At 58.0% G+C, this 17,885-nt stretch carries 17 protein-coding genes; 12 read left to right on the top strand and 5 right to left on the bottom strand.

All coding sequences use genetic code 11. The features are described 5' to 3' along the window. The first annotated feature begins 12 nt into the window (after window positions 1-12). From ACR0JG_RS13435 to rpoD, 6 genes are all read left to right on the top strand, one after another. Complete coding sequence (locus ACR0JG_RS13435; protein WP_170396281.1) at window positions 13-276, top strand: sarcosine oxidase subunit delta; 264 nt, start codon at window positions 13-15, stop codon at window positions 274-276. Then, on the top strand, window positions 273-3,206 hold the full coding sequence (locus ACR0JG_RS13430) for a sarcosine oxidase subunit alpha family protein (RefSeq protein WP_480570371.1): 2,934 nt from the start codon (window positions 273-275) through the stop codon (window positions 3,204-3,206). Before ACR0JG_RS13435 ends, ACR0JG_RS13430 begins: the two co-directional genes overlap by 4 nt. Next, window positions 3,199-3,744, top strand: a complete 546-nt coding sequence (locus tag ACR0JG_RS13425; RefSeq protein WP_170512814.1) for a sarcosine oxidase subunit gamma family protein — start codon at window positions 3,199-3,201, stop codon at window positions 3,742-3,744. Before ACR0JG_RS13430 ends, ACR0JG_RS13425 begins: the two co-directional genes overlap by 8 nt. Window positions 3,745-3,779: 35 nt before the next feature. Beyond that, the gene (locus ACR0JG_RS13420; RefSeq protein ID WP_170396287.1) at window positions 3,780-4,076 is read left to right on the top strand and encodes a hypothetical protein; all 297 of its coding nucleotides are present in this window, start codon (window positions 3,780-3,782) and stop codon (window positions 4,074-4,076) included. Between the two features lie 80 nt (window positions 4,077-4,156). Then, window positions 4,157-6,106: a DNA primase gene (dnaG, locus tag ACR0JG_RS13415; RefSeq protein ID WP_170635276.1), complete on the top strand. Its 1,950-nt coding sequence runs from the start codon at window positions 4,157-4,159 to the stop codon at window positions 6,104-6,106. Window positions 6,107-6,220: 114 nt separating this feature from the next. Further along, on the top strand, window positions 6,221-8,209 hold the full coding sequence (gene rpoD, locus ACR0JG_RS13410) for an RNA polymerase sigma factor RpoD (protein ID WP_170396291.1): 1,989 nt from the start codon (window positions 6,221-6,223) through the stop codon (window positions 8,207-8,209). A gap of 183 nt (window positions 8,210-8,392) precedes the next feature. Here the strand turns inward: rpoD and ACR0JG_RS13405 are convergent, their stop codons facing one another. Continuing rightward, the gene (locus tag ACR0JG_RS13405) at window positions 8,393-9,406 is read right to left on the bottom strand and encodes a helix-turn-helix domain-containing protein (protein ID WP_480570368.1); all 1,014 of its coding nucleotides are present in this window, start codon (window positions 9,404-9,406) and stop codon (window positions 8,393-8,395) included. 148 nt (window positions 9,407-9,554) lie between these two features. After that, the gene (locus ACR0JG_RS13400; RefSeq protein ID WP_255612047.1) at window positions 9,555-9,677 is read right to left on the bottom strand and encodes a hypothetical protein; all 123 of its coding nucleotides are present in this window, start codon (window positions 9,675-9,677) and stop codon (window positions 9,555-9,557) included. Between the two features lie 68 nt (window positions 9,678-9,745). Between ACR0JG_RS13400 and ACR0JG_RS13395 the strand changes: the two genes are divergently transcribed. The 6 genes from ACR0JG_RS13395 (at window position 9,746) to ribD (ending at window position 13,298) form a co-directional block, all read left to right on the top strand. Continuing rightward, window positions 9,746-10,171, top strand: a complete 426-nt coding sequence (locus tag ACR0JG_RS13395) for a DCC1-like thiol-disulfide oxidoreductase family protein (RefSeq protein ID WP_170403336.1) — start codon at window positions 9,746-9,748, stop codon at window positions 10,169-10,171. Further along, window positions 10,161-10,715 (top strand): DUF4166 domain-containing protein, encoded by a 555-nt coding sequence (locus ACR0JG_RS13390; protein ID WP_480570364.1) that lies wholly within the window; start codon window positions 10,161-10,163, stop codon window positions 10,713-10,715. The genes ACR0JG_RS13395 and ACR0JG_RS13390 overlap by 11 nt, the downstream gene beginning before the upstream one ends. Window positions 10,716-10,792: 77 nt before the next feature. Continuing rightward, window positions 10,793-11,194: a hypothetical protein gene (locus ACR0JG_RS13385; protein ID WP_255612048.1), complete on the top strand. Its 402-nt coding sequence runs from the start codon at window positions 10,793-10,795 to the stop codon at window positions 11,192-11,194. Between the two features lie 6 nt (window positions 11,195-11,200). Continuing rightward, complete coding sequence (locus ACR0JG_RS13380) at window positions 11,201-11,611, top strand: secondary thiamine-phosphate synthase enzyme YjbQ (RefSeq protein ID WP_480570360.1); 411 nt, start codon at window positions 11,201-11,203, stop codon at window positions 11,609-11,611. A 119-nt stretch (window positions 11,612-11,730) separates the two neighbouring features. Then, window positions 11,731-12,201: a transcriptional regulator NrdR gene (gene nrdR / locus ACR0JG_RS13375; protein WP_039534475.1), complete on the top strand. Its 471-nt coding sequence runs from the start codon at window positions 11,731-11,733 to the stop codon at window positions 12,199-12,201. Beyond that, on the top strand, window positions 12,198-13,298 hold the full coding sequence (ribD, locus tag ACR0JG_RS13370) for a bifunctional diaminohydroxyphosphoribosylaminopyrimidine deaminase/5-amino-6-(5-phosphoribosylamino)uracil reductase RibD (RefSeq protein ID WP_480570357.1): 1,101 nt from the start codon (window positions 12,198-12,200) through the stop codon (window positions 13,296-13,298). Before nrdR ends, ribD begins: the two co-directional genes overlap by 4 nt. Window positions 13,299-13,301: 3 nt before the next feature. On the opposite strand, the gene ACR0JG_RS13365 is transcribed toward ribD, so the two are convergent. The 3 genes from ACR0JG_RS13365 to ACR0JG_RS13355 form a co-directional block, all read right to left on the bottom strand. After that, window positions 13,302-15,299 (bottom strand): capsular polysaccharide biosynthesis protein, encoded by a 1,998-nt coding sequence (locus ACR0JG_RS13365; protein WP_480570354.1) that lies wholly within the window; start codon window positions 15,297-15,299, stop codon window positions 13,302-13,304. Window positions 15,300-15,302: 3 nt separating this feature from the next. Continuing rightward, the gene (locus tag ACR0JG_RS13360) at window positions 15,303-16,436 is read right to left on the bottom strand and encodes a polysaccharide biosynthesis/export family protein (protein WP_480570351.1); all 1,134 of its coding nucleotides are present in this window, start codon (window positions 16,434-16,436) and stop codon (window positions 15,303-15,305) included. A gap of 80 nt (window positions 16,437-16,516) precedes the next feature. Then, window positions 16,517-17,815: a capsule biosynthesis protein gene (locus tag ACR0JG_RS13355; protein WP_480570348.1), complete on the bottom strand. Its 1,299-nt coding sequence runs from the start codon at window positions 17,813-17,815 to the stop codon at window positions 16,517-16,519. Window positions 17,816-17,885: the final 70 nt, after the last annotated feature.

The following is a 17,885-nucleotide window of genomic DNA, read 5'->3' as shown; positions in this document are numbered from 1 at the left end:
GGGCGCGCGGCTATGAGGATCACCTGTCCATATTGCGGCGAACGGGATCGGCGCGAATTCTACTATCGCGGGGCGGCAGTGGATCTGGACCGACCGGCCCCGGATGCCGGTGAGGCGGCTTGGGATGATTTTGTCTACCAACGGGAAAACCCGGCAGGGCCGACACGAGAGCTTTGGTATCACGAAGGCGGGTGCGGTGCATGGATCGTGGTCACACGAAACACGGTCACGCATGAGATGATCGACGCGCAGCCGGCATCGGAGGAGCGGGCATGAGGATCGATGGAAAGGGTCTTATCGATCGTACGCAGTCGATTCCGTTTGTTTTCGATGGTGCCAGCTATAGCGGCTATGCGGGCGACACCCTGACCTCAGCGCTTTTGGCGAATGGCGTACGACTGATGGGGCGTTCGTTCAAGTACCACCGGCCTAGGGGTGTGCTGAGCGCAGGCAGCGAAGAGCCGAATGCGCTGATGACCGTGGGGGCAGGCGCAGGTCAAGAACCAAATATTCGCGCCACGATGCAAGAGATCTATCCGGGACTTGAAGCGCGCAGCCAGAATCGCTGGCCCAGCCTGAGTGTCGATTTGATGGGGATCAACGATCTGGCTTCCCCGTTTTTGGGCGCGGGTTTTTACTACAAAACCTTCATGTGGCCGAAAAGCTTCTGGGAAAAGCTATACGAGCCGATCATTCGACGTGCCGCCGGATTGGGTGCACTGTCGGGCGAAGACAATGCCGACAAGTACGAAAGCGCTTATGCCTTTTGCGATCTGCTGATTATCGGGGCAGGGCCTGCGGGGCTGATGGCCGCACTGGTCGCTGGTCGTGCCGGCGCGGACGTCATTCTGGCCGACGAAAACAGTCGCGTGGGTGGGCGTCTGCTGGCCGAGACCTATGAGGTCGACGGAAAACCGGGTCCCGTTTGGGTTGACGAAGTGCTGGCCGAGTTAGCCGCGATGGACAATGTCCGCATCATGACCCGGACCACTATCGCAGGCGCCTATGACCAAGGTACCTTTGCGGCGTTGGAACGCGTTTTTCACCACACGGATCACCGCCCCAACGGGGCGCCGTTGGAAACCTATTGGCGGATCGTGGCCAAGCGGTCAGTTCTGGCGGCAGGCGCGCTGGAGCGCCCGGTCGCATTCCGCAACAATGATCGCCCGGGGATCATGACCGCTGGCGCGGTGCGGGCGTATCTAAACCGATGGGGTGTCAGCCCGGGCCGCAATGTGACGATCTTCGGAAATACTGACGATATCCATCGCACTGCTCGTGATTTGTTGGATGCTGGTGTCCATGTGGCGGCTGTGATCGATAGCCGCCATGACGCGCCCTTGTCTGACGACTACGAGGTTCTACGCGGGGCGCAAGTTTGTAACAGTTCGGGCCGTAAGGGGCTGGAGGCGATTACAGTGCGCCGCGCCAGTGGAGAAGAACGGATACACACGGATTGCCTTGCCATGACAGGGGGCTGGAATCCTTCGGTTCATCTAACCTGTCACATGAATAGCCGCCCGATCTGGAAGCGTGAGATCGAAGCCTTTGTGCCAACGCCGGGGGCCGTGCCGGGCATGGTGACAGCGGGTGCGTGCAACGGATCTTTCTCAACTACAGCCTGCCTTCGTGAAGGGATTGAGGCAGCCAAATGCGTGCTTGGCGATCTTGGCTACAAGGCCTCGAAGACTGTGCCACCGCAGGCCGAGGATACGCCATACGAGATCACGCAGCTTTGGGCCGTTCCCGGCAAAGGGCGCGCGTGGCTGGATTTCCAGAACGATGTTACAGTGAAAGATGTCAAACAGGCCGCGACTGAGAACTTCCGGTCAGTCGAGCACATGAAGCGCTATACGACGCAAGGTATGGCGACGGATCAGGGCAAGAATTCGAACGTGGCGGCGTTGGCCATTCTTGCGGACGTCACCGGGCGCGCGATACCCGAAACCGGAACCACGACGTTCCGCCCTCCGTATTCTCCTATCGCCATTGCCGCGCTGGGCGCTGGGGCTGAAGGCAAGGGTTTCAAACCGCAACGTTTTATCACTTCGCACAAAGCGACCGTAGCGCGGAAAGCTCCGTTGGTTGAGGCCGGGCTGTGGTATCGCCCCAGCTATTTCCCAAAGGGTGAAGAAACCACGTGGCGGCAATCCTGTGACCGTGAGGTCAACATGGTGCGTCAGGCCGTCGGGGTGTGCGATGTCTCGACGCTTGGCAAGATTGACATACAGGGGCCGGATGCGGGGGCGTTTCTGGACTTCGTTTATACGAACATGTTCTCGACCCTCAAAGTTGGCCGAACGCGATATGGTCTGATGTTGCGTGAGGATGGATTCGTCATGGATGATGGCACCACCGCGCGGCTGGGAGAGACGCATTACCTGATGACCACCACCACAGCAGGTGCTGGCGATGTAATGAAGCATCTGGAGTTCGTTCATCAGGGACTGCGCCCTGATCTGGATGTCTCGTTCATCTCGGTCACTGAACAGTGGGCACAGTTTGCCGTGGCCGGACCAAAATCGCGTGAACTGTTGAACGATCTGCTGGACACACCTCTTGATGAAGAAAGCTGGCCCTTCATGGCTTGCGGATCGATCTCGGTGCTGGGTGTGCAGGGGCGTTTGTTCCGGATCTCGTTCTCGGGCGAGCATGCATATGAAATCGCCGTGCCTGCGCGCTATGGCGCGAGCCTGTTCGATGTTTTGACCGACCGGGCTGAGACACTGGGCGGTGGTCTGTATGGGATGGAGGCACTGAACGTTCTTCGGATCGAAAAGGGCTTTATTACGCATTCCGAGATCCACGGACGGACAACTGCCTATGATATCGGCATGGGTCGGATGGTGTCGCAGAAGAAGGATTGCATCGGCAAAACGATGTCGCAACGTCCGGGCCTTGAAGAGCCGGGGCGCGAGCGGTTGGTCGGGCTCAAACCCATTGGCGAAAGCAAGGAATTGCTGGCGGGTGCGCATCTTTACCGGGAAGAGGCCGAGCCGGTGCGCATCAATGATCAGGGCTATCTGACCTCCGTGTGTTATTCCCCGACGCTGGAAACGATGTTGGGCTTGGGCTTCTTGGCGGACGGGCCTGAGAGGTATGGAGAAATCGTGAAAATGGTCGATCATCTGCGCGGCGTGACAACCCTGTGTGAAGTGGTGAACCCGGTTTTCTTTGACCCCGAAGGAGGGCGCGTCCGTGGATAATCTGACCGCCAAAACACCCTGCGACGGGTTGCTGCCTTTGACCTTCGGCTCTGTAACGCTCAGCGAAGAGGATGCGGGCGCGATCCATTCGATCTCACCTTTCAAGGGTAAGCAAAAGGCGCTATCCGAAGCTTTGAAAGCAGCGCACGGGATGGCCTATCCATCGGCCAACCGCGCAACGGGTAAGGCTGGCGCGCGGGCGATCTGGTTCGGCCCGGCGCATGCGATGCTGATCGGACCGTCTCCTGATGCGACCCTGACCGAGAATGCTGCCATTGTGGACCAATCAGATGCCTGGGCTGTGGTCCGGTTAGAGGGTGCTGATGTCGAAGACGTACTGGCGCGCGTAGTGCCGGTTGATCTGCGCAAGGTGCATTTCAAGCGCGGCCATACCGCCCGCACCCTGCTCTTCCACATGACTGCTTCGATCACGCGCGTTGGAGAGAACGCGTTTCAGATCATGGTCTTCCGTTCAATGGCTGAGACATTGGTTCACGATTTGAAAAGGGCGATGGAAGGCACCGCCGCGCGCGGGTAAGCTGCGCTGAAAGAAACGAATCCCGGGAGATCCCCATGTTGCGTATCGCTATCGTTGCGGCCGTGCTGGCCACGCCAGTGGTTGCACAGGAAACCAAGGAACAGAGCTGCAAGTATCAGGCCGACGTTGTTGCAGCGATACAGAAAGCACGACTTGACCGGGTCAAGGAACGCGATGTGGCGCAGGCGGTGGCCGACAGTGGTCCTACCTGGCCCGAGAACTACAATGCCGCTGTTCCGCTGATCACGCCTTGGGTATATGAGCAGAAGATGCGCGACGTGCGTAAGAAGGATCTCGGAGCTGCGTGGCTGGAGTTGTGTTTACAACAATAATCCACAGTCAGATCATTTCTCTGTGGACAACCGCGCGCCATCCCCTTGGCGCGCGTTTTCATTTCTGGCAGGTTTGACCCATGTCTTTGCCCCCCGGATTTCTGGATGAACTGCGCACGCGCCTCAGCCTGTCTCAGGTTGTTGGGCGTAAGGTCATGTGGGACCAGCGCAAATCCAATCAGGGCAAGGGGGATATGTGGGCGCCTTGCCCCTTTCATCACGAAAAGACCGCCTCGTTCCACGTCGATGACCAAAAGGGATTCTATTATTGCTTTGGCTGCCACGCCAAAGGGGACGCGATCAGTTTTGTGAAAGAGACCGAGAATGTCTCTTTCATAGAAGCCGTGGAAATTCTGGCGCGCGAGGCCGGGATGCCGATGCCCGCGCGTGATCCCAAGGCGCAGGAAAAGCAGGACCGCCGTTCACAGCTGGCCGAGGTGATGGAACAGGCTGTGCAGTTCTTTCGTTTGCAACTCAAGACTGGGGCAGGGGCGGCGGCACGTGATTATTTGACACGTCGCGGTCTTGACGCGAAGGCGCTGGACCGTTGGGAAATCGGTTTCGCACCCGAGGGCTGGCAGGCTCTGTGGGATCATCTAACCGGTAAGAGTGTCTCCGAGGACCTGATCCTTGGGGCCGGGCTGGCCAAGCCGTCGAACAAAGGTAAGAAACCCTATGATACGTTCCGCAACCGCATCATGTACCCGATCCGCGACCCGCGCGGGCGGTGCATTGCGTTTGGTGGCCGGGCGATGGATCCCAATGACAACGCCAAATACCTGAACTCGCCCGAGACCGATCTGTTCGACAAAGGCCGCAGCCTCTACAACCATGGCCCCGCACGACAGGCGGCAGGCAAGGGGCAGCCTTTGGTTGTGGCCGAGGGCTATATGGACGTGATCGCTTTGGCTGAGGCCGGGTTTGGCGCGTCGGTTGCGCCATTGGGGACTGCGATTACCGAGCATCAGTTGCAACTACTTTGGCGCATCTCTGACGAGCCGATCATCGCTTTGGATGGCGATACGGCAGGGCTGCGTGCGGCGATGCGAGCGGTCGATTTGGCACTGCCGTTGCTGGAAGCGGGCAAATCCTTGCGTTTTGCCTTGATGCCCGAAGGCAAGGATCCCGACGATTTGCTGCGCGCCGAAGGTTCGGGGGCGGTGCAGGGTGTGCTGGATGCTGCAATCCCGATGGTCAAACTGCTCTGGCAACGCGAGACGGAAGGCAAGGTCTTTGACAGCCCCGAACGCAAAGCGGCGCTGGATAAATCCCTGCGAGAGAAGATCAAGCTGATCCGCGACCCCTCGATCCGATCGCACTACGGGCAGGAAATTAAGGACCTGCGCTGGCAATTGTTTCGCCCACAGCGACAATCGCAAAATCGCCCGTGGCAACCGCGCGGAAAATGGCAGCCGCAGGCACAGCCTGCCACGCCAGGCGCACGGGCGTCATTTCTGGCCTCGGCTGAGAATGCGGATATTCAACTGCGCGAAGCGGCAATTCTCGCGATTGCCATCCTGAATCCACAAGTTGTCGTGCAATTCGAAACTCAGCTGGAAGAAATGGATTGCCACGACCCTGATCATGCGGCCTTGCGGGGAGCAATCCTGCGCCATGCCATCGACGATCCGGACAATCTGCAGGATCACATCATGCAAACTTTGGGACCGGAACCCCTTGAAAACCTGCTGGCCCTTCGCCATGTCGCAGTGATCCCCTGTGTGTACAAACCGGGCGACGTTGAAAAGGCCGAGATGACGCTGGCCGAGGAACTCGCAAAGATCAAAGCGCTCCAGGGGTTGGATGCTGAGATTGCCGAAGCGGCAGAGGAATTGTCTGATCTGGCCGATGAGGCGCTGACATATCGGCTGGCGCAAGCCGCCGAAGAGCGCAACCGTACAAGCCGCAGCCAGAACGAAGACAGGGCCGTTTTCGACATCGCCGACAATGGTGCGCGAATCAACCGCGATGAGAAAGACGCGTTTGAGGCCATCACGTCTGGCATCAAATTCGAACGGAAACATCGATGAAGTGGTGTTTTCGTAAGGCACTGGAAAAGAAAAACGGGTAAACGGGTGGCCGAATCACTTCTACGCGCTAATGATTCGGTTCAAACGAATCACCCATCCCTGCAGGAGCATTGAATGGCCGCCAAGGATACGAACGAAGACCGCAAATCCGACGAGCAGGAACAGGAAATCTCGCTGGACATGAGCCAGGCCCAGGTCAAGAAGATGATCGCCGAGGCTCGCGAGAAAGGTTACATCACCTACGACCAGCTCAATCAGGTTCTGCCGCCTGATCAGGTCAGCTCGGAACAGATCGAAGATGTTATGTCGATGCTGTCCGAGATGGGCATCAACATCATCGAAGATGAAGAAGCCGAAGAAGAAGAAAACAAAGGCTCGACCGAACTGGTCACCACCGAAGGTCCGCGCGAGGTTGCGCTGGCTGGTGCTGCAACCGAAAAGCTGGATCGCACCGATGACCCCGTACGCATGTATCTGCGCGAGATGGGTTCAGTCGAACTGCTGAGCCGCGAGGGCGAGATTGCTATCGCCAAGCGGATCGAAGCCGGTCGGAACACCATGATCGCTGGTCTGTGCGAAAGCCCGCTGACCTTCCAAGCGATCACCATCTGGCATGACGAACTTTTGTCCGAAGACATTCTGCTGCGGGACGTCATCGATCTGGAAACCACTTTCGGCAACCAGATGGATGAAGACGGCGAGGTTGAAGAGCCGGTTGTCGATACCTCATCGGTGCAGGCGGCCAAGCCTGCCAAGGATGAGGGGCCGGAGCTTGACGCTGACGGCAACCCGATTGCCAATGATGATGACGATGATGACGACGATCAGGCCAACATGTCCCTGGCCGCGATGGAAGCAGCGCTGAAGGATCAGGTTCTTACCACGCTGGAACGCATCTCGACCGACTTCGCTATGCTGTCCGAAATGCAGGACAGCCGGATTTCTGCGACGCTGAATGAGGATGGCACTTTCAGCGCGAAGGACGAAGAAACCTATCAGAAGCTGCGCGCTGAGATTGTTGAACTGGTGAATGGTCTTCACCTGCACAACAACCGGATCGAAGCTCTGATCGACCAGCTTTATGGCATCAATCGCCGGATTATGTCACTGGACAGCTCGATGGTGAAACTGGCTGACCAGGCTCGCATCAACCGTCGCGAGTTCATTGATGCTTATCGTGGGCGCGAGCTGGATCCGAACTGGTTGGCTGAAATGGCTGAGAAGCCGGGCCGGGGCTGGCAGATGTTCATCGAACGCTCGACCGAAAAGGTTGAGGAACTGCGCAACGACATGGCCCAAGTCGGGCAATATGTCGGTCTCGATATCCCTGAATTCCGCCGCATCGTGCAGCAGGTTCAGAAGGGTGAGAAAGAGGCGCGGCAAGCCAAGAAGGAAATGGTCGAGGCCAACCTGCGTCTGGTGATCTCGATTGCCAAAAAGTACACGAACCGCGGCCTGCAATTCCTTGATCTTATTCAGGAAGGTAACATCGGCCTGATGAAGGCGGTGGACAAGTTCGAATACCGCCGGGGCTATAAGTTCTCGACCTATGCGACCTGGTGGATCCGTCAGGCGATCACGCGTTCGATCGCGGATCAGGCGCGCACGATCCGTATCCCGGTGCATATGATCGAAACGATCAACAAGCTGGTCCGGACAGGTCGTCAGATGCTGCACGAAATCGGCCGCGAGCCAACGCCGGAAGAACTGGCCGAAAAGCTGCAAATGCCGCTTGAGAAGGTGCGCAAGGTGATGAAAATCGCCAAGGAGCCGATCAGCCTTGAGACACCAATCGGTGACGAGGAAGACAGCCAGCTGGGCGATTTCATCGAAGACAAGAATGCCGTGCTGCCACTGGACAGCGCCATTCAGGAAAACCTCAAGGAAACCACCACACGGGTTCTGGCCTCTCTCACCCCGCGTGAAGAGCGGGTTCTGCGGATGCGCTTTGGCATCGGCATGAACACCGACCACACGCTGGAAGAGGTCGGTCAGCAGTTCAGCGTGACGCGCGAACGTATCCGCCAGATCGAGGCGAAGGCGCTGCGTAAGCTGAAACACCCGAGTAGGTCGCGTAAATTGCGGTCCTTCCTAGATCAGTAAATCGAAAGGCGCCTCATCCCGAGGCGCTTTTTTCTTTCGCCCGCTCACAATGACTGAACTTCAAATCAAATTGGCGGGAATTCGCAAGGAGTCCGGCGATGCCATCTTTATATCGCCGCTGTCCACTCATGGACAGGCCGGGGCGAGGTGATTGGGCTGATGACCCCCGGCCACGTTGTAGCTTCATGAAAGCGGATGAGAGACACGTTTGCGAAAAGCAGTCGGGGCCTGACCCGTCCAACGTTTGAAGGCGGTGGAAAACGCAGCCTGATCGGAATAACCGAGCGAATACGAGATTTCGGACAGATGCATACCGTTCTTGATAAAGGTCTGCGCCAGGTCACATCGTAAATCTTCAACAATCTCACGATATGAAGTGCCTTCATCAGCTAGGCGGCGAGTCAATGTTCGAGGGCTTAGGCCGAGCTGGGAGGCGGCGTCGTCCACCTGTACGATTCCCCCCGGCATCGCATCTGTGATCAACCCTTCGATCTGTGTTCGGGTTTTCTGTCTTGGCGACTGTCTTTCGGCCAGCAGGCGTTCGCCAAATTCAACCAAATGCGCGCGCAGGCTAGGGTCGTAAGTTGGGATCGGTGTTTCCAGCGAGGGCAGCGACAAGATGATTTCCAAGCGTTCGGCCCCGAAGGTAACTGGGAAACCTCCGATCTTCTGGTAGGTGGCTTGGTGTTGCCCAACTGTGTGCTGAAACCGTATCTCAATCGGATTCAGATTCAACTGAGTCAACGCCCGCATCCGGGCGATCGCGCCAAACAGCAGGAACTCGGTCCGCCGATGATAGCGGGAAAAGCTCGGGTCTTTCCAATCGGCCTCAAGCGAGGCAGCGTTACCTGAAAGGCGCAGATTGAAGGCCAGGGCCGGGTCGATAATGCCATGAAACCGCGCCGTATTCTCGATCACCTGCTTCAGATCACGAGAGTACTTGCTGATATAGGCCGTAATGCTGGAAGAAGAACTGAATTCCAGACCCGCCCGTGCCCCAAAGGTGATATCGCCAAGTGCATCGCAGGCGTGTCGGACAAACAGCGCTTCTTTGTGGGCGCTGTACCTTTTGGCAGGCGGTTCAATATCGCTGCGGGTCAATGCGCAGTCACTCAGGACCTGTTCCACCACGGTCGCGCTTGCGTGATCCTCAAGGGTCCGTGTCAGCAATTGAATGCGTGAAATGTCGACGTCCATCACCCAGCCCAAAAAACGCGTTACTGTAATACCGTTACCCTAGCGGCAAACCGTGGCAATGCGCCAGCCTCGGTGCTGATACCCAGGAATTGACCGCAACTCACAAAGATATGGCAGAAATGGCCATGTCCGTAGCCTTGGCCAATAGCTACATGACCGGTGTTGTCGGGTCAGCGCCTTTTGGGGAAAAGGTCAGAGCCTGAGCGAGCGGTCCACCAAGCCGTTTCAACGGGTTCCCCGGCACGCCCCTCTCATTCTTCTGGTCAGTCATGTCGCATTGCTGCGGCGCATTCGACGTGACAGCATCACGGGGAACCTTTTGTTATTTCTTGATCTCTCGTGGCTGATGATCTTTCCATCGATACAGATTTGATCGTCTTCGACGGTGAATGCGTGCTGTGTTCAGGGTTTTTTCACTTCATGTTGCGCCATGATCGAGATCAGAAATTTCTATTTGCAACTGCGCAGTCACCGCTTGGGCAGCAGCTTTATACTCTCCTGAACCTGCCGACAGACGAATTTGAAACCAATTTGGTGATCGTCAAAGGAAAGGTGCACCAAAATCTCGACGCATTTGCCGCTGCGATGCATGCATTATATGTTCCGTGGCGGGTATTGTCCTTGTGTCGATACCTGCCGAGGTTTCTGAAGAACCCGCTGTACCGGATGATTGCCCGTAACAGATATGCGCTATTTGGGCGGCGGGATGAGTGCCTAGTTCCTGATCCTTCTCTCCGATCGCGGTTTGCCCAAGATGGATTCTGATCGTGATCCATTCCTGCAGGCGCTGGGTATAGATGAAGCTGTGCCTGGATTGGTCAGGGATTTGCACAGCGGGGAAGGTCGCTACTCTGGTCGATGCAGCATTCAGCGTGGCCGAGGCGTTTTGGTCGCTCTGGCACTTCGCATCGGGCGATTTCCACCTGCGGGCGAAGATTTGCCGGTCACCCTTACGATCCGAAAGCCCGGCGCATATTGGCAATGGGAACGGGATTTCGCAGGCCACAAAACGCGTTCACGGATCACTTTTGGTCCGCTGTGTGGCATGGTGCGGGAACAGATCGGCGGGCTGACAATATGGTTGCAGCCGGTGCGAACTGATAAGGGGCTGACCATTGAGATCCGCCGCCTCGCTTTATTTGGCATTCCGTGTCCGGGGTTTCTTTTGCCACGTTCCGGATCGACCGAGGCTGAGGACGCACAATTGAGGTTTCGCTTTGACATTTCGGCGACAGCACCGGGATTGGGACACCTGATCCGCTATCAGGGATGGTTAGAGCCTGTTCACGAACCACGTGGGTCAAGCTGACATGATCGTTAGTTCGCTTTGCTGACGATGGCGACGCACTAGTCTATATTTCACATGGAAACAGGAAGATGGTCACGATGAAACAGACAATACTTTGCGCATTTGCAGCACTGCTTATGACCAGCTCTGCGGGCGTTGTCGATGCAGCGCCGAACGGTTATCGAACAGAACCGATGAGCGGCACAGACTTCGAGGTCATTCCAAGGACACGTCAGGATACTGATGGATATTGGTGCGCCGCTGCTGATTTTGCCCGCCGGAAATTGGGTGCTGGGTGGCAGCAACAAATCTACGTTCTGCGCGGCTATGGCCCCAGCGTGACAACGGGACGCCGGACGGCGGTACAGTTCACACTGAAACAACCCGCCAATGTCCCGCAGAAAGGCAGCTTTTCGGTCACAGCCGGGTTCCAGCCGGGTGACAGCATGTCGGTACAGGGCGCAAATGCACGGTGCGGCGTCCGTCCGTTTATCAATTGACCTGCGATGCAGACAGAATTCTCGATCCAGACACAGGGCGTGGGGCTCTATGAGATTACCGCCCCTGTGCGCAGTTGGCTGAGGCCGGTTTCGGACGGTTTGCTGACGCTCTTTGTGCGCCACACTTCTTGTTCGCTGCTTATTCAGGAAAACGCCGACCCCGAGGTGCAGACTGATCTGCGCGCATTCTTTGATCGGCTGGTGCCGCAATCGGATCATCCGTCGATGGCTTATCTGCGCCACACCTATGAGGGGCCGGACGACTTGCCAGCCCATATCAAGGCCGCGATGATGCCTGTTTCGCTGTCGATACCGGTGTCAGATGGGGTACCTGCGCTGGGCACATGGCAGGGGATATATCTGTTTGAACACCGCAACGCGCCGCATGAAAGAAAGGTCGCTGCGCATTTTGGGTGACGCTTTATATTGGGGTGGAAAATTCCGACTACCCAAACTCTAGAGGCTGTCCTATAGTTGTGGATAAGTAAGCCGCAGCGCTTACAAAAAGTGGCCAGCTAGGGACGAGGAGACGGCGGATGCGCTGCCCGTTTTGCGGAAATATCGATACTCAGGTCAAAGATTCACGCCCGGCAGAGGATCACGTCGCGATCCGTAGACGGCGGTTCTGCCCGGCCTGCGGCGGACGGTTCACCACCTATGAACGCGTGCAACTGCGTGATCTGGTCGTCATCAAAACCAACGGTAAGCGCGAAGACTTCGACCGCGACAAGCTGGAACGCTCGATCCGTATTTCGATGCAGAAGCGGCCCATTGATCCCGATCGGATTGATCAGATGATCTCCGGTATCGTGCGCCGTCTTGAAAGTATGGGGGAAACCGATATCCCTTCGAATAAAATCGGTGAAATTGTAATGGAAGCGCTGGCCCGGATTGATACGGTCGCATATGTTCGCTTTGCGAGTGTGTACAAGAATTTCCAGGCGGCCGATGATTTCGAGGAGTTTGTCCACGAGTTGCGCCCGCCGCAACCTTCGACGGATGAGTGAGCGATACAGATAAGCGATATATGGCGCTGGCCCTATCATTGGGGCGGCGCGGCCAAGGCACCTGCTGGCCGAATCCGTCCGTCGGGTGTGTCGTCGTGCGCGATGGACGCATCGTTGGTCGCGGCTGGACGCAGCCCGGGGGTCGTCCGCATGCAGAACCTATGGCTCTGACGCAGGCGGGTAAGGCCGCGCGAGGTGCCACCGCTTATGTCTCGCTTGAACCCTGTTCACACTACGGAAAGACGCCGCCCTGTGCCGAAGCGTTGATTGCGGCCGGTGTTACCCGTGTGGTCTCGGCGATCGAAGACAGCGATCCTCGGGTCGCTGGGCAAGGGTTTGCCATGTTGCGCGAGGCCGGGATTGAGGTCACCACCGGCGTTCTGGCGGAACAGGCGGCCCGCGATCACGCAGGGTTTTTTCTGAAAACCGAGCAAGGCCGCCCGTTTGTGACTTTGAAAATGGCCAGCAGCTTTGATGGACGGATTGCCACGGAAACCGGGCACAGTCAGTGGATCACAGGTCTAAATGCTCGCCGCGCGGTGCATGCGATGCGTGCGCGCCACGATGCGGTGATGGTTGGGGCAGGGACAGCGCGCGCCGATGACCCGTCGCTGACGGTTCGTGATCTCGGCGTGCAGCATCAGCCGGTGCGCGTGGTGGTCTCGCGCCATCTGGATTTGCCCTTGATGGGGCAACTTGCGCGAACCGCGTCCGATATCCCTGTCTGGCTCTGTCACGGCCCCCACCCAGACCCCGAGCGTGCGCGTGCGTGGGAGGGGTTGGGTGCCCGTCTGATCCCTTGTGCGCTGGATGGTCATCACGTGGATGCGGCTGATCTGTTGCAACAGCTTGGGCAGGCCGGATTGACGCGTGTCTTTTGCGAAGGCGGATCAGCATTGGCTGCATCTTTGCTAAAGGGCGATCTGGTCGATGAGTTGGTCGGTTTTACAGCGGGGCTGACCATCGGGGCCGAAGGTCTGTCCGCGATCGGCGCACTGAGGCTTGATACTCTGGATACTGCCCCCCGATTTGATCTGATCGAAACACAGGTCGTTGGCGGCGATATCCTACATCGCTGGGCGCGCGTGACGCACTAGCCTTCAGCGCCACCAATGCGCATGCGTCGCCAGTGCGCCCTGAAATTTGGACAAGATGCGATTTACGGGTCCGGTAGGGGATGGCGTACCTTGCGCAAGCCGTTCGACCGCGATTTCGACGGGGCAGTTCTGTCCTGTCACCGGATCGAGATAGCGCGGGTAGTCGATCAGCGTTGCGTGCACCAATCCCATCAACGAAGGCCGCGCGCCACGTCGCGCAGGCACCGCCCCCAGATCATTCGTCAGCCCCCAACCGGCATAGAACGGCGCACCGAGAGTGGTGACCCGGACGCCACGCAGCAAAGCCTCGAACCCCAGCAGAGAGGTCATAGTCCAGACCTCATCCACCTGTCCAAGCAGGGTGGCAGGATCGGTGCCTTCTACAATGACATCGGCCAGATCGGTTTCGATCTTGCCGTCGCGCAGACCAGCTTCGACATCCGGGTGCGGTTTATAGATCAAAACCGCGTAGGGATTGGCCTCGCGCGCCGCGCGCAGCAGGTCCAGATTGGTGCGGATATTGCTTGCTCCCAGCCGGATCGAGGCGTCATCTTCTACCTGACCTGGCACCAGAATACGATGCCCCATCGGTAGGTCCGGGGCGGGGTGGCCGATGTTGTACTTGCTTAGGCCCTCGGTCAGCAGCCGGGCTGTCAGCCGCTCGGCGCGGAGCCTCTGATCAGGGCGCAAGGTTTCGCGCGTGGTGATCCATTCTTCCAGGCGGCTGGGATGCGTTGGATCGTAGTAGATGCCGATATCATCGGTCACCAGCGACAGCGGTGGAACCAGCTCCGCGCCCAACCCACGGGATCGTAAAAAGCCATCCTCAATCCGGGTTGCATTCAGCGTCTCACCGGCCCGGCTGGCCCAGACCATATGGGGTTGTTTGGTGTTCTCTGGCTGCTCGGCCACGAAACGCACCTTATGGTGCTGGCCGAAAATGCGTTGCAGGTGGCGGCGTTTCCATACCCGCATCCCGGAGGCGGTCCAGCCTTTGTGGTCCTGCCGCCAGGCCCGGGTTTGCGCCTCAAGCGTATCGAGCACGCATTCCAATTCGCACAGGCGATCATGGTAGGGATCATACCAACGCGGATACAAGATCATCGCAGCTGCAAAAAGCTGCGCCCGCGTAAGATTCCGTTGGCGACGGAGCAGGGGTGCATCATCTTGCGTCAGCCCCCACCCAGCGTAGAATGGTTGCCCGAACACGCGAGGTTTGTGCCCGGCCAATATCGCCTCAAATCCCATCTGCGAGGACAGCGTGTAAACCCCGATGGCCCCTTCAAGCAGCGACCATGGACTGATGGGGCTGTTGAGGATCGATATTCTGTCACTCAGATCCTGATCGGAAAAGTATCCCTTGCGGTGGCCTGCCGTGGTTTCGGGGTGGCCTTTGATGAGGATGCGCGCGCCGGGGTTTTCCTCTTGCGCGATTACCAGCATCTCGCGGAACCGTGCATAGTCGCCGTTGCTTGCGGTGACGGCAGCATCTCCCTGCGTCTGGTCGATCACTAGAACGTAGCCAGGATCGGGAGGCGTCAGATCAAGGTCAAAGGCCGAGTATTTGCTCAGATGCAGCTCTCGGATGCGCGCGATTGCGCCTCGCGCGCGATCCAGCAGGGCGGTGTCATCCAGCGGATGCGTGGCTAACAGAGTTTCCAGATCCGAAGGCACACTCGGATCAAAATGCAGACCCGATCGATCCAACAACAGACCCATGGGTGCCTCACCGCTTCGTCCAGGGTGCAGAGACCGCAGGAACGCGTCTTCGACCCTCAGGACGGGCACATCGCGTTTCTGCGCGATACCCATGCCCCGATGGGCTGTCGGGCTGTTGCCCCAGACCCCGACCAGATCGTCTGGCTGTGGCAGACCAAGCCGGATGTCATACCCGGCCAGAGACAATATACGACGCAGCCGCGACTGTGTCAGGAACCCACCGTTGTAAACAAAAAGCCGGGAGCGTTCGCCCCCGGCCGTGTTCTCCGGTTCAGAGAGCATTCATCAGTTACCCGTAAGCGTCGCCACATTCGCAAATGGCGTCAGACCTCCGGCAATCAGTGAGACAGATTTGCTCCACTGTGCATATGGGGCCTCGGTGACGTATATCGTGTCATCGTCTCGGATCACGAAATCGCGGGCGATGAACAGGCCATTGGGCGCGGTCAGGTTCAGCAGATAGATCATGCGCTGATCACCCTGTAGCTCGGGACGTCCCATGACATTGCGCGCCACATCCTGCCGTTCCTCACGCAGAACAAAAATACCGGTCGGGTCTGAGGATAGCGGCTGTAGGCCTCCGACCTGTGCCAGCGCCTCAAGGGCGGATAGGTCCTGACTTTCAAAGGCCACGCGGGATTGCCCGCCGGTCGAACCCAGCGCGATGTATGAGCGGCTGTCCTGTTCGACCAGAATGCGATCGCCGCCGCGCAGGGCGATATCGGTTTCCGGGTTGCGGAACAGATCGTCGTACCAGATGGTTCCTCTTTGCTTGCCCCTGATCACAGTGACCAATGCGATATCGGATGCAACTGCCACCCCGCCTGCTTGCGCGAGCATGGTCGACAACGAGCCAGTCGGTCGCTCAATCGGATAGATTCCCGGCGCGCCGATAGTTCCGGTCAGAGAAACGGTCGACCCATCGCCCGGGGTACGCGACACTTGGACTTGCGGATCCGGAGTCTGTTCTTCCAGCTTCGAGGAAATCAACGTGCGGAGCTGTTCGGGCGTATTGCCCGCCGCACGCAGCCGCCCGGCATAAGGGACAAATATGTAACCTTCGCTGTCGACCTGCACCTGATCCAGAACGGTGGCGCCACCGACTGCGGAACTTAGCAACCCATCCTCGACATTTTCCCAGATGCTGAGGCTCAGAATATCGCCGGGGCGTACGGTATCGGATGCGACGCTTTGCGCGCTGCGGAAGGATTTCGAGAACCCGTATTGCGGAATCACCGATGTGGCCCGCGCAACACGGTCGTCGACCTCAACCACAAAGGCGTTACCCCCGTTTTCGACCGACCCGGCTAGAATTTCGTTTTTGTTCGGTCCGGATTTGGGAAGCTGGCATGCTGCCAGCAGGCCAAGGGCCGCCACAAGGGAAACCCCCCGGATCCATCGGGTAGGAAAGCGCTGCACAGCCGATTTACCTCAATCATCTTTGTTTTGGGAAGGTTACCCGCATCGCTTCGAAACATCCAGCAGCAGGTTGCCCGCGATCATTCAACAACGCGCAACTGTGGCGCTGTGGCCTCTTTATCGGAGAGCAACCCTTGATAGGGGTCCTGAGCCGATAGCATCATATCAGCCGCTCGCCGCAGCAATTGACGACGCCCTTGGCGAGAATAGAACCCCCCGGGGACTTGGCAGGTTTCCAGAAGAAATTGGCGATAAGCCCGATAGGCCTTGCCGCCCGGGGCATCTGGCTGGGCAAAGAATGCCTCAATCGATTGCCGAGATACGAATTCGGGCTTGTCATAAATCGACTGCCCAAAAATCCGCAAAGGAATGCCGCGCCACAGAACCTGCTGGCCTGCCGTGGAATTCACCGTCACGGCGGATTTTGCATCGTCTAGCAGCCTGGCCAGCTTACCACCGGGCACATAGTGAATTCGGTTTGTGATGCCGTGCTGTGCTGCAAGCTGGCGCGCCCGCAGCCGCAGCGGTTCACGGTGGTTCTCAAGCGGATGTTCCTTGATGACAAGGTGGTGATGCGCAGGGGCGCCTTTGGCGAATCCGGCGATCACTTGTTCGAGAAAATCGGACATACCGGAAAAATCCGAGTGATATTGGACCGAGCTGTCATGCCCCAATTGCAACAGCACAAGGTGATAGGGAAAACCGCTCCACCTGACCTGAGCCGTGGCCCAGACTCGCTGTAACCTGTGAATGGGCATCAGTGTTAGGCGTTTGAAGTATAGACGAAACTCTTTCGAGACCGGCAGCTCTCGATGGGGTCGGAAATTCCGGTATCTGCGATTCAGAAACAGCACGAACCAGTGATAGAGGGCACCGTAAAAGATGTGCTGGCGCATATCGCCCCAATGGGAAGGCGGTGGGGGGGCGTGCCCTTCGGACTGTTCCAGCGCCGTCTGCATCTGCGCCACATCCAGTTCCATCAGGCGTGAGTTTCCGTTCGACCCGTTTCGTTCATAGGTCACCCACCAAGGGCGCAGGTAGCCTTCTTCAAACACATGAACAGTGGTCCCGCGTGCTTTGGCAATCTCAACTGCGCGTGCATGCACGGGCCGGGTGTCGCCATAGAGCACGATATCGGTCACACCATGGTGGGCGAGCAAGTCGCTGAAGGTTTCCGGCCAGTCGTCGGGCGCACCGCGATACGGAATATAGCTGGATTTGTCGCCCCAGAAAGCCTGATCGCCCGCGTTGAAGCCGACCCGCCAGACCTGAGCACCCGCAGCCCGCAGCATCCGACCAAGCGCGTTAAAGAACGGACCATGCGGTCCTTGTAGAAACAGGAACACACGCCGGTTAGGGCTGTTGGCCAAAGGGATCATGCGGTCTGCTCGTGTGGTGACTTTTGGTGCGTTTGTATAAAATTATGCCTCTTTGTCGTTTTCACGGCAA

It is taken from the genome of Ruegeria sp. AD5, assembly GCF_056542345.1.
This window is presented reverse-complemented; position numbering and strand designations above follow the sequence as displayed.

Excerpts from the sequence above, each read along its gene's own strand:
- ACR0JG_RS13435 (WP_170396281.1), top strand. The coding sequence starts at position 13 with ATGAGGATCACCTGTCCATATTGCGGCGAACGGGATCGGCGCGAATTC.
- ACR0JG_RS13430 (WP_480570371.1), top strand. The coding sequence starts at position 273 with ATGAGGATCGATGGAAAGGGTCTTATCGATCGTACGCAGTCGATTCCG.
- ACR0JG_RS13420 (WP_170396287.1), top strand. The coding sequence starts at position 3,780 with ATGTTGCGTATCGCTATCGTTGCGGCCGTGCTGGCCACGCCAGTGGTT.
- dnaG (WP_170635276.1), top strand. The coding sequence starts at position 4,157 with ATGTCTTTGCCCCCCGGATTTCTGGATGAACTGCGCACGCGCCTCAGC.
- rpoD (WP_170396291.1), top strand. The coding sequence starts at position 6,221 with ATGGCCGCCAAGGATACGAACGAAGACCGCAAATCCGACGAGCAGGAA.
- ACR0JG_RS13405 (WP_480570368.1), bottom strand. The coding sequence starts at position 9,406 with ATGGACGTCGACATTTCACGCATTCAATTGCTGACACGGACCCTTGAG.
- ACR0JG_RS13400 (WP_255612047.1), bottom strand. The coding sequence starts at position 9,677 with ATGACTGACCAGAAGAATGAGAGGGGCGTGCCGGGGAACCCGTTGAAA.
- ACR0JG_RS13390 (WP_480570364.1), top strand. The coding sequence starts at position 10,161 with ATGGATTCTGATCGTGATCCATTCCTGCAGGCGCTGGGTATAGATGAA.
- ACR0JG_RS13385 (WP_255612048.1), top strand. The coding sequence starts at position 10,793 with ATGAAACAGACAATACTTTGCGCATTTGCAGCACTGCTTATGACCAGC.
- ACR0JG_RS13380 (WP_480570360.1), top strand. The coding sequence starts at position 11,201 with ATGCAGACAGAATTCTCGATCCAGACACAGGGCGTGGGGCTCTATGAG.
- nrdR (WP_039534475.1), top strand. The coding sequence starts at position 11,731 with ATGCGCTGCCCGTTTTGCGGAAATATCGATACTCAGGTCAAAGATTCA.
- ACR0JG_RS13365 (WP_480570354.1), bottom strand. The coding sequence starts at position 15,299 with ATGCTCTCTGAACCGGAGAACACGGCCGGGGGCGAACGCTCCCGGCTT.
- ACR0JG_RS13355 (WP_480570348.1), bottom strand. The coding sequence starts at position 17,815 with ATGATCCCTTTGGCCAACAGCCCTAACCGGCGTGTGTTCCTGTTTCTA.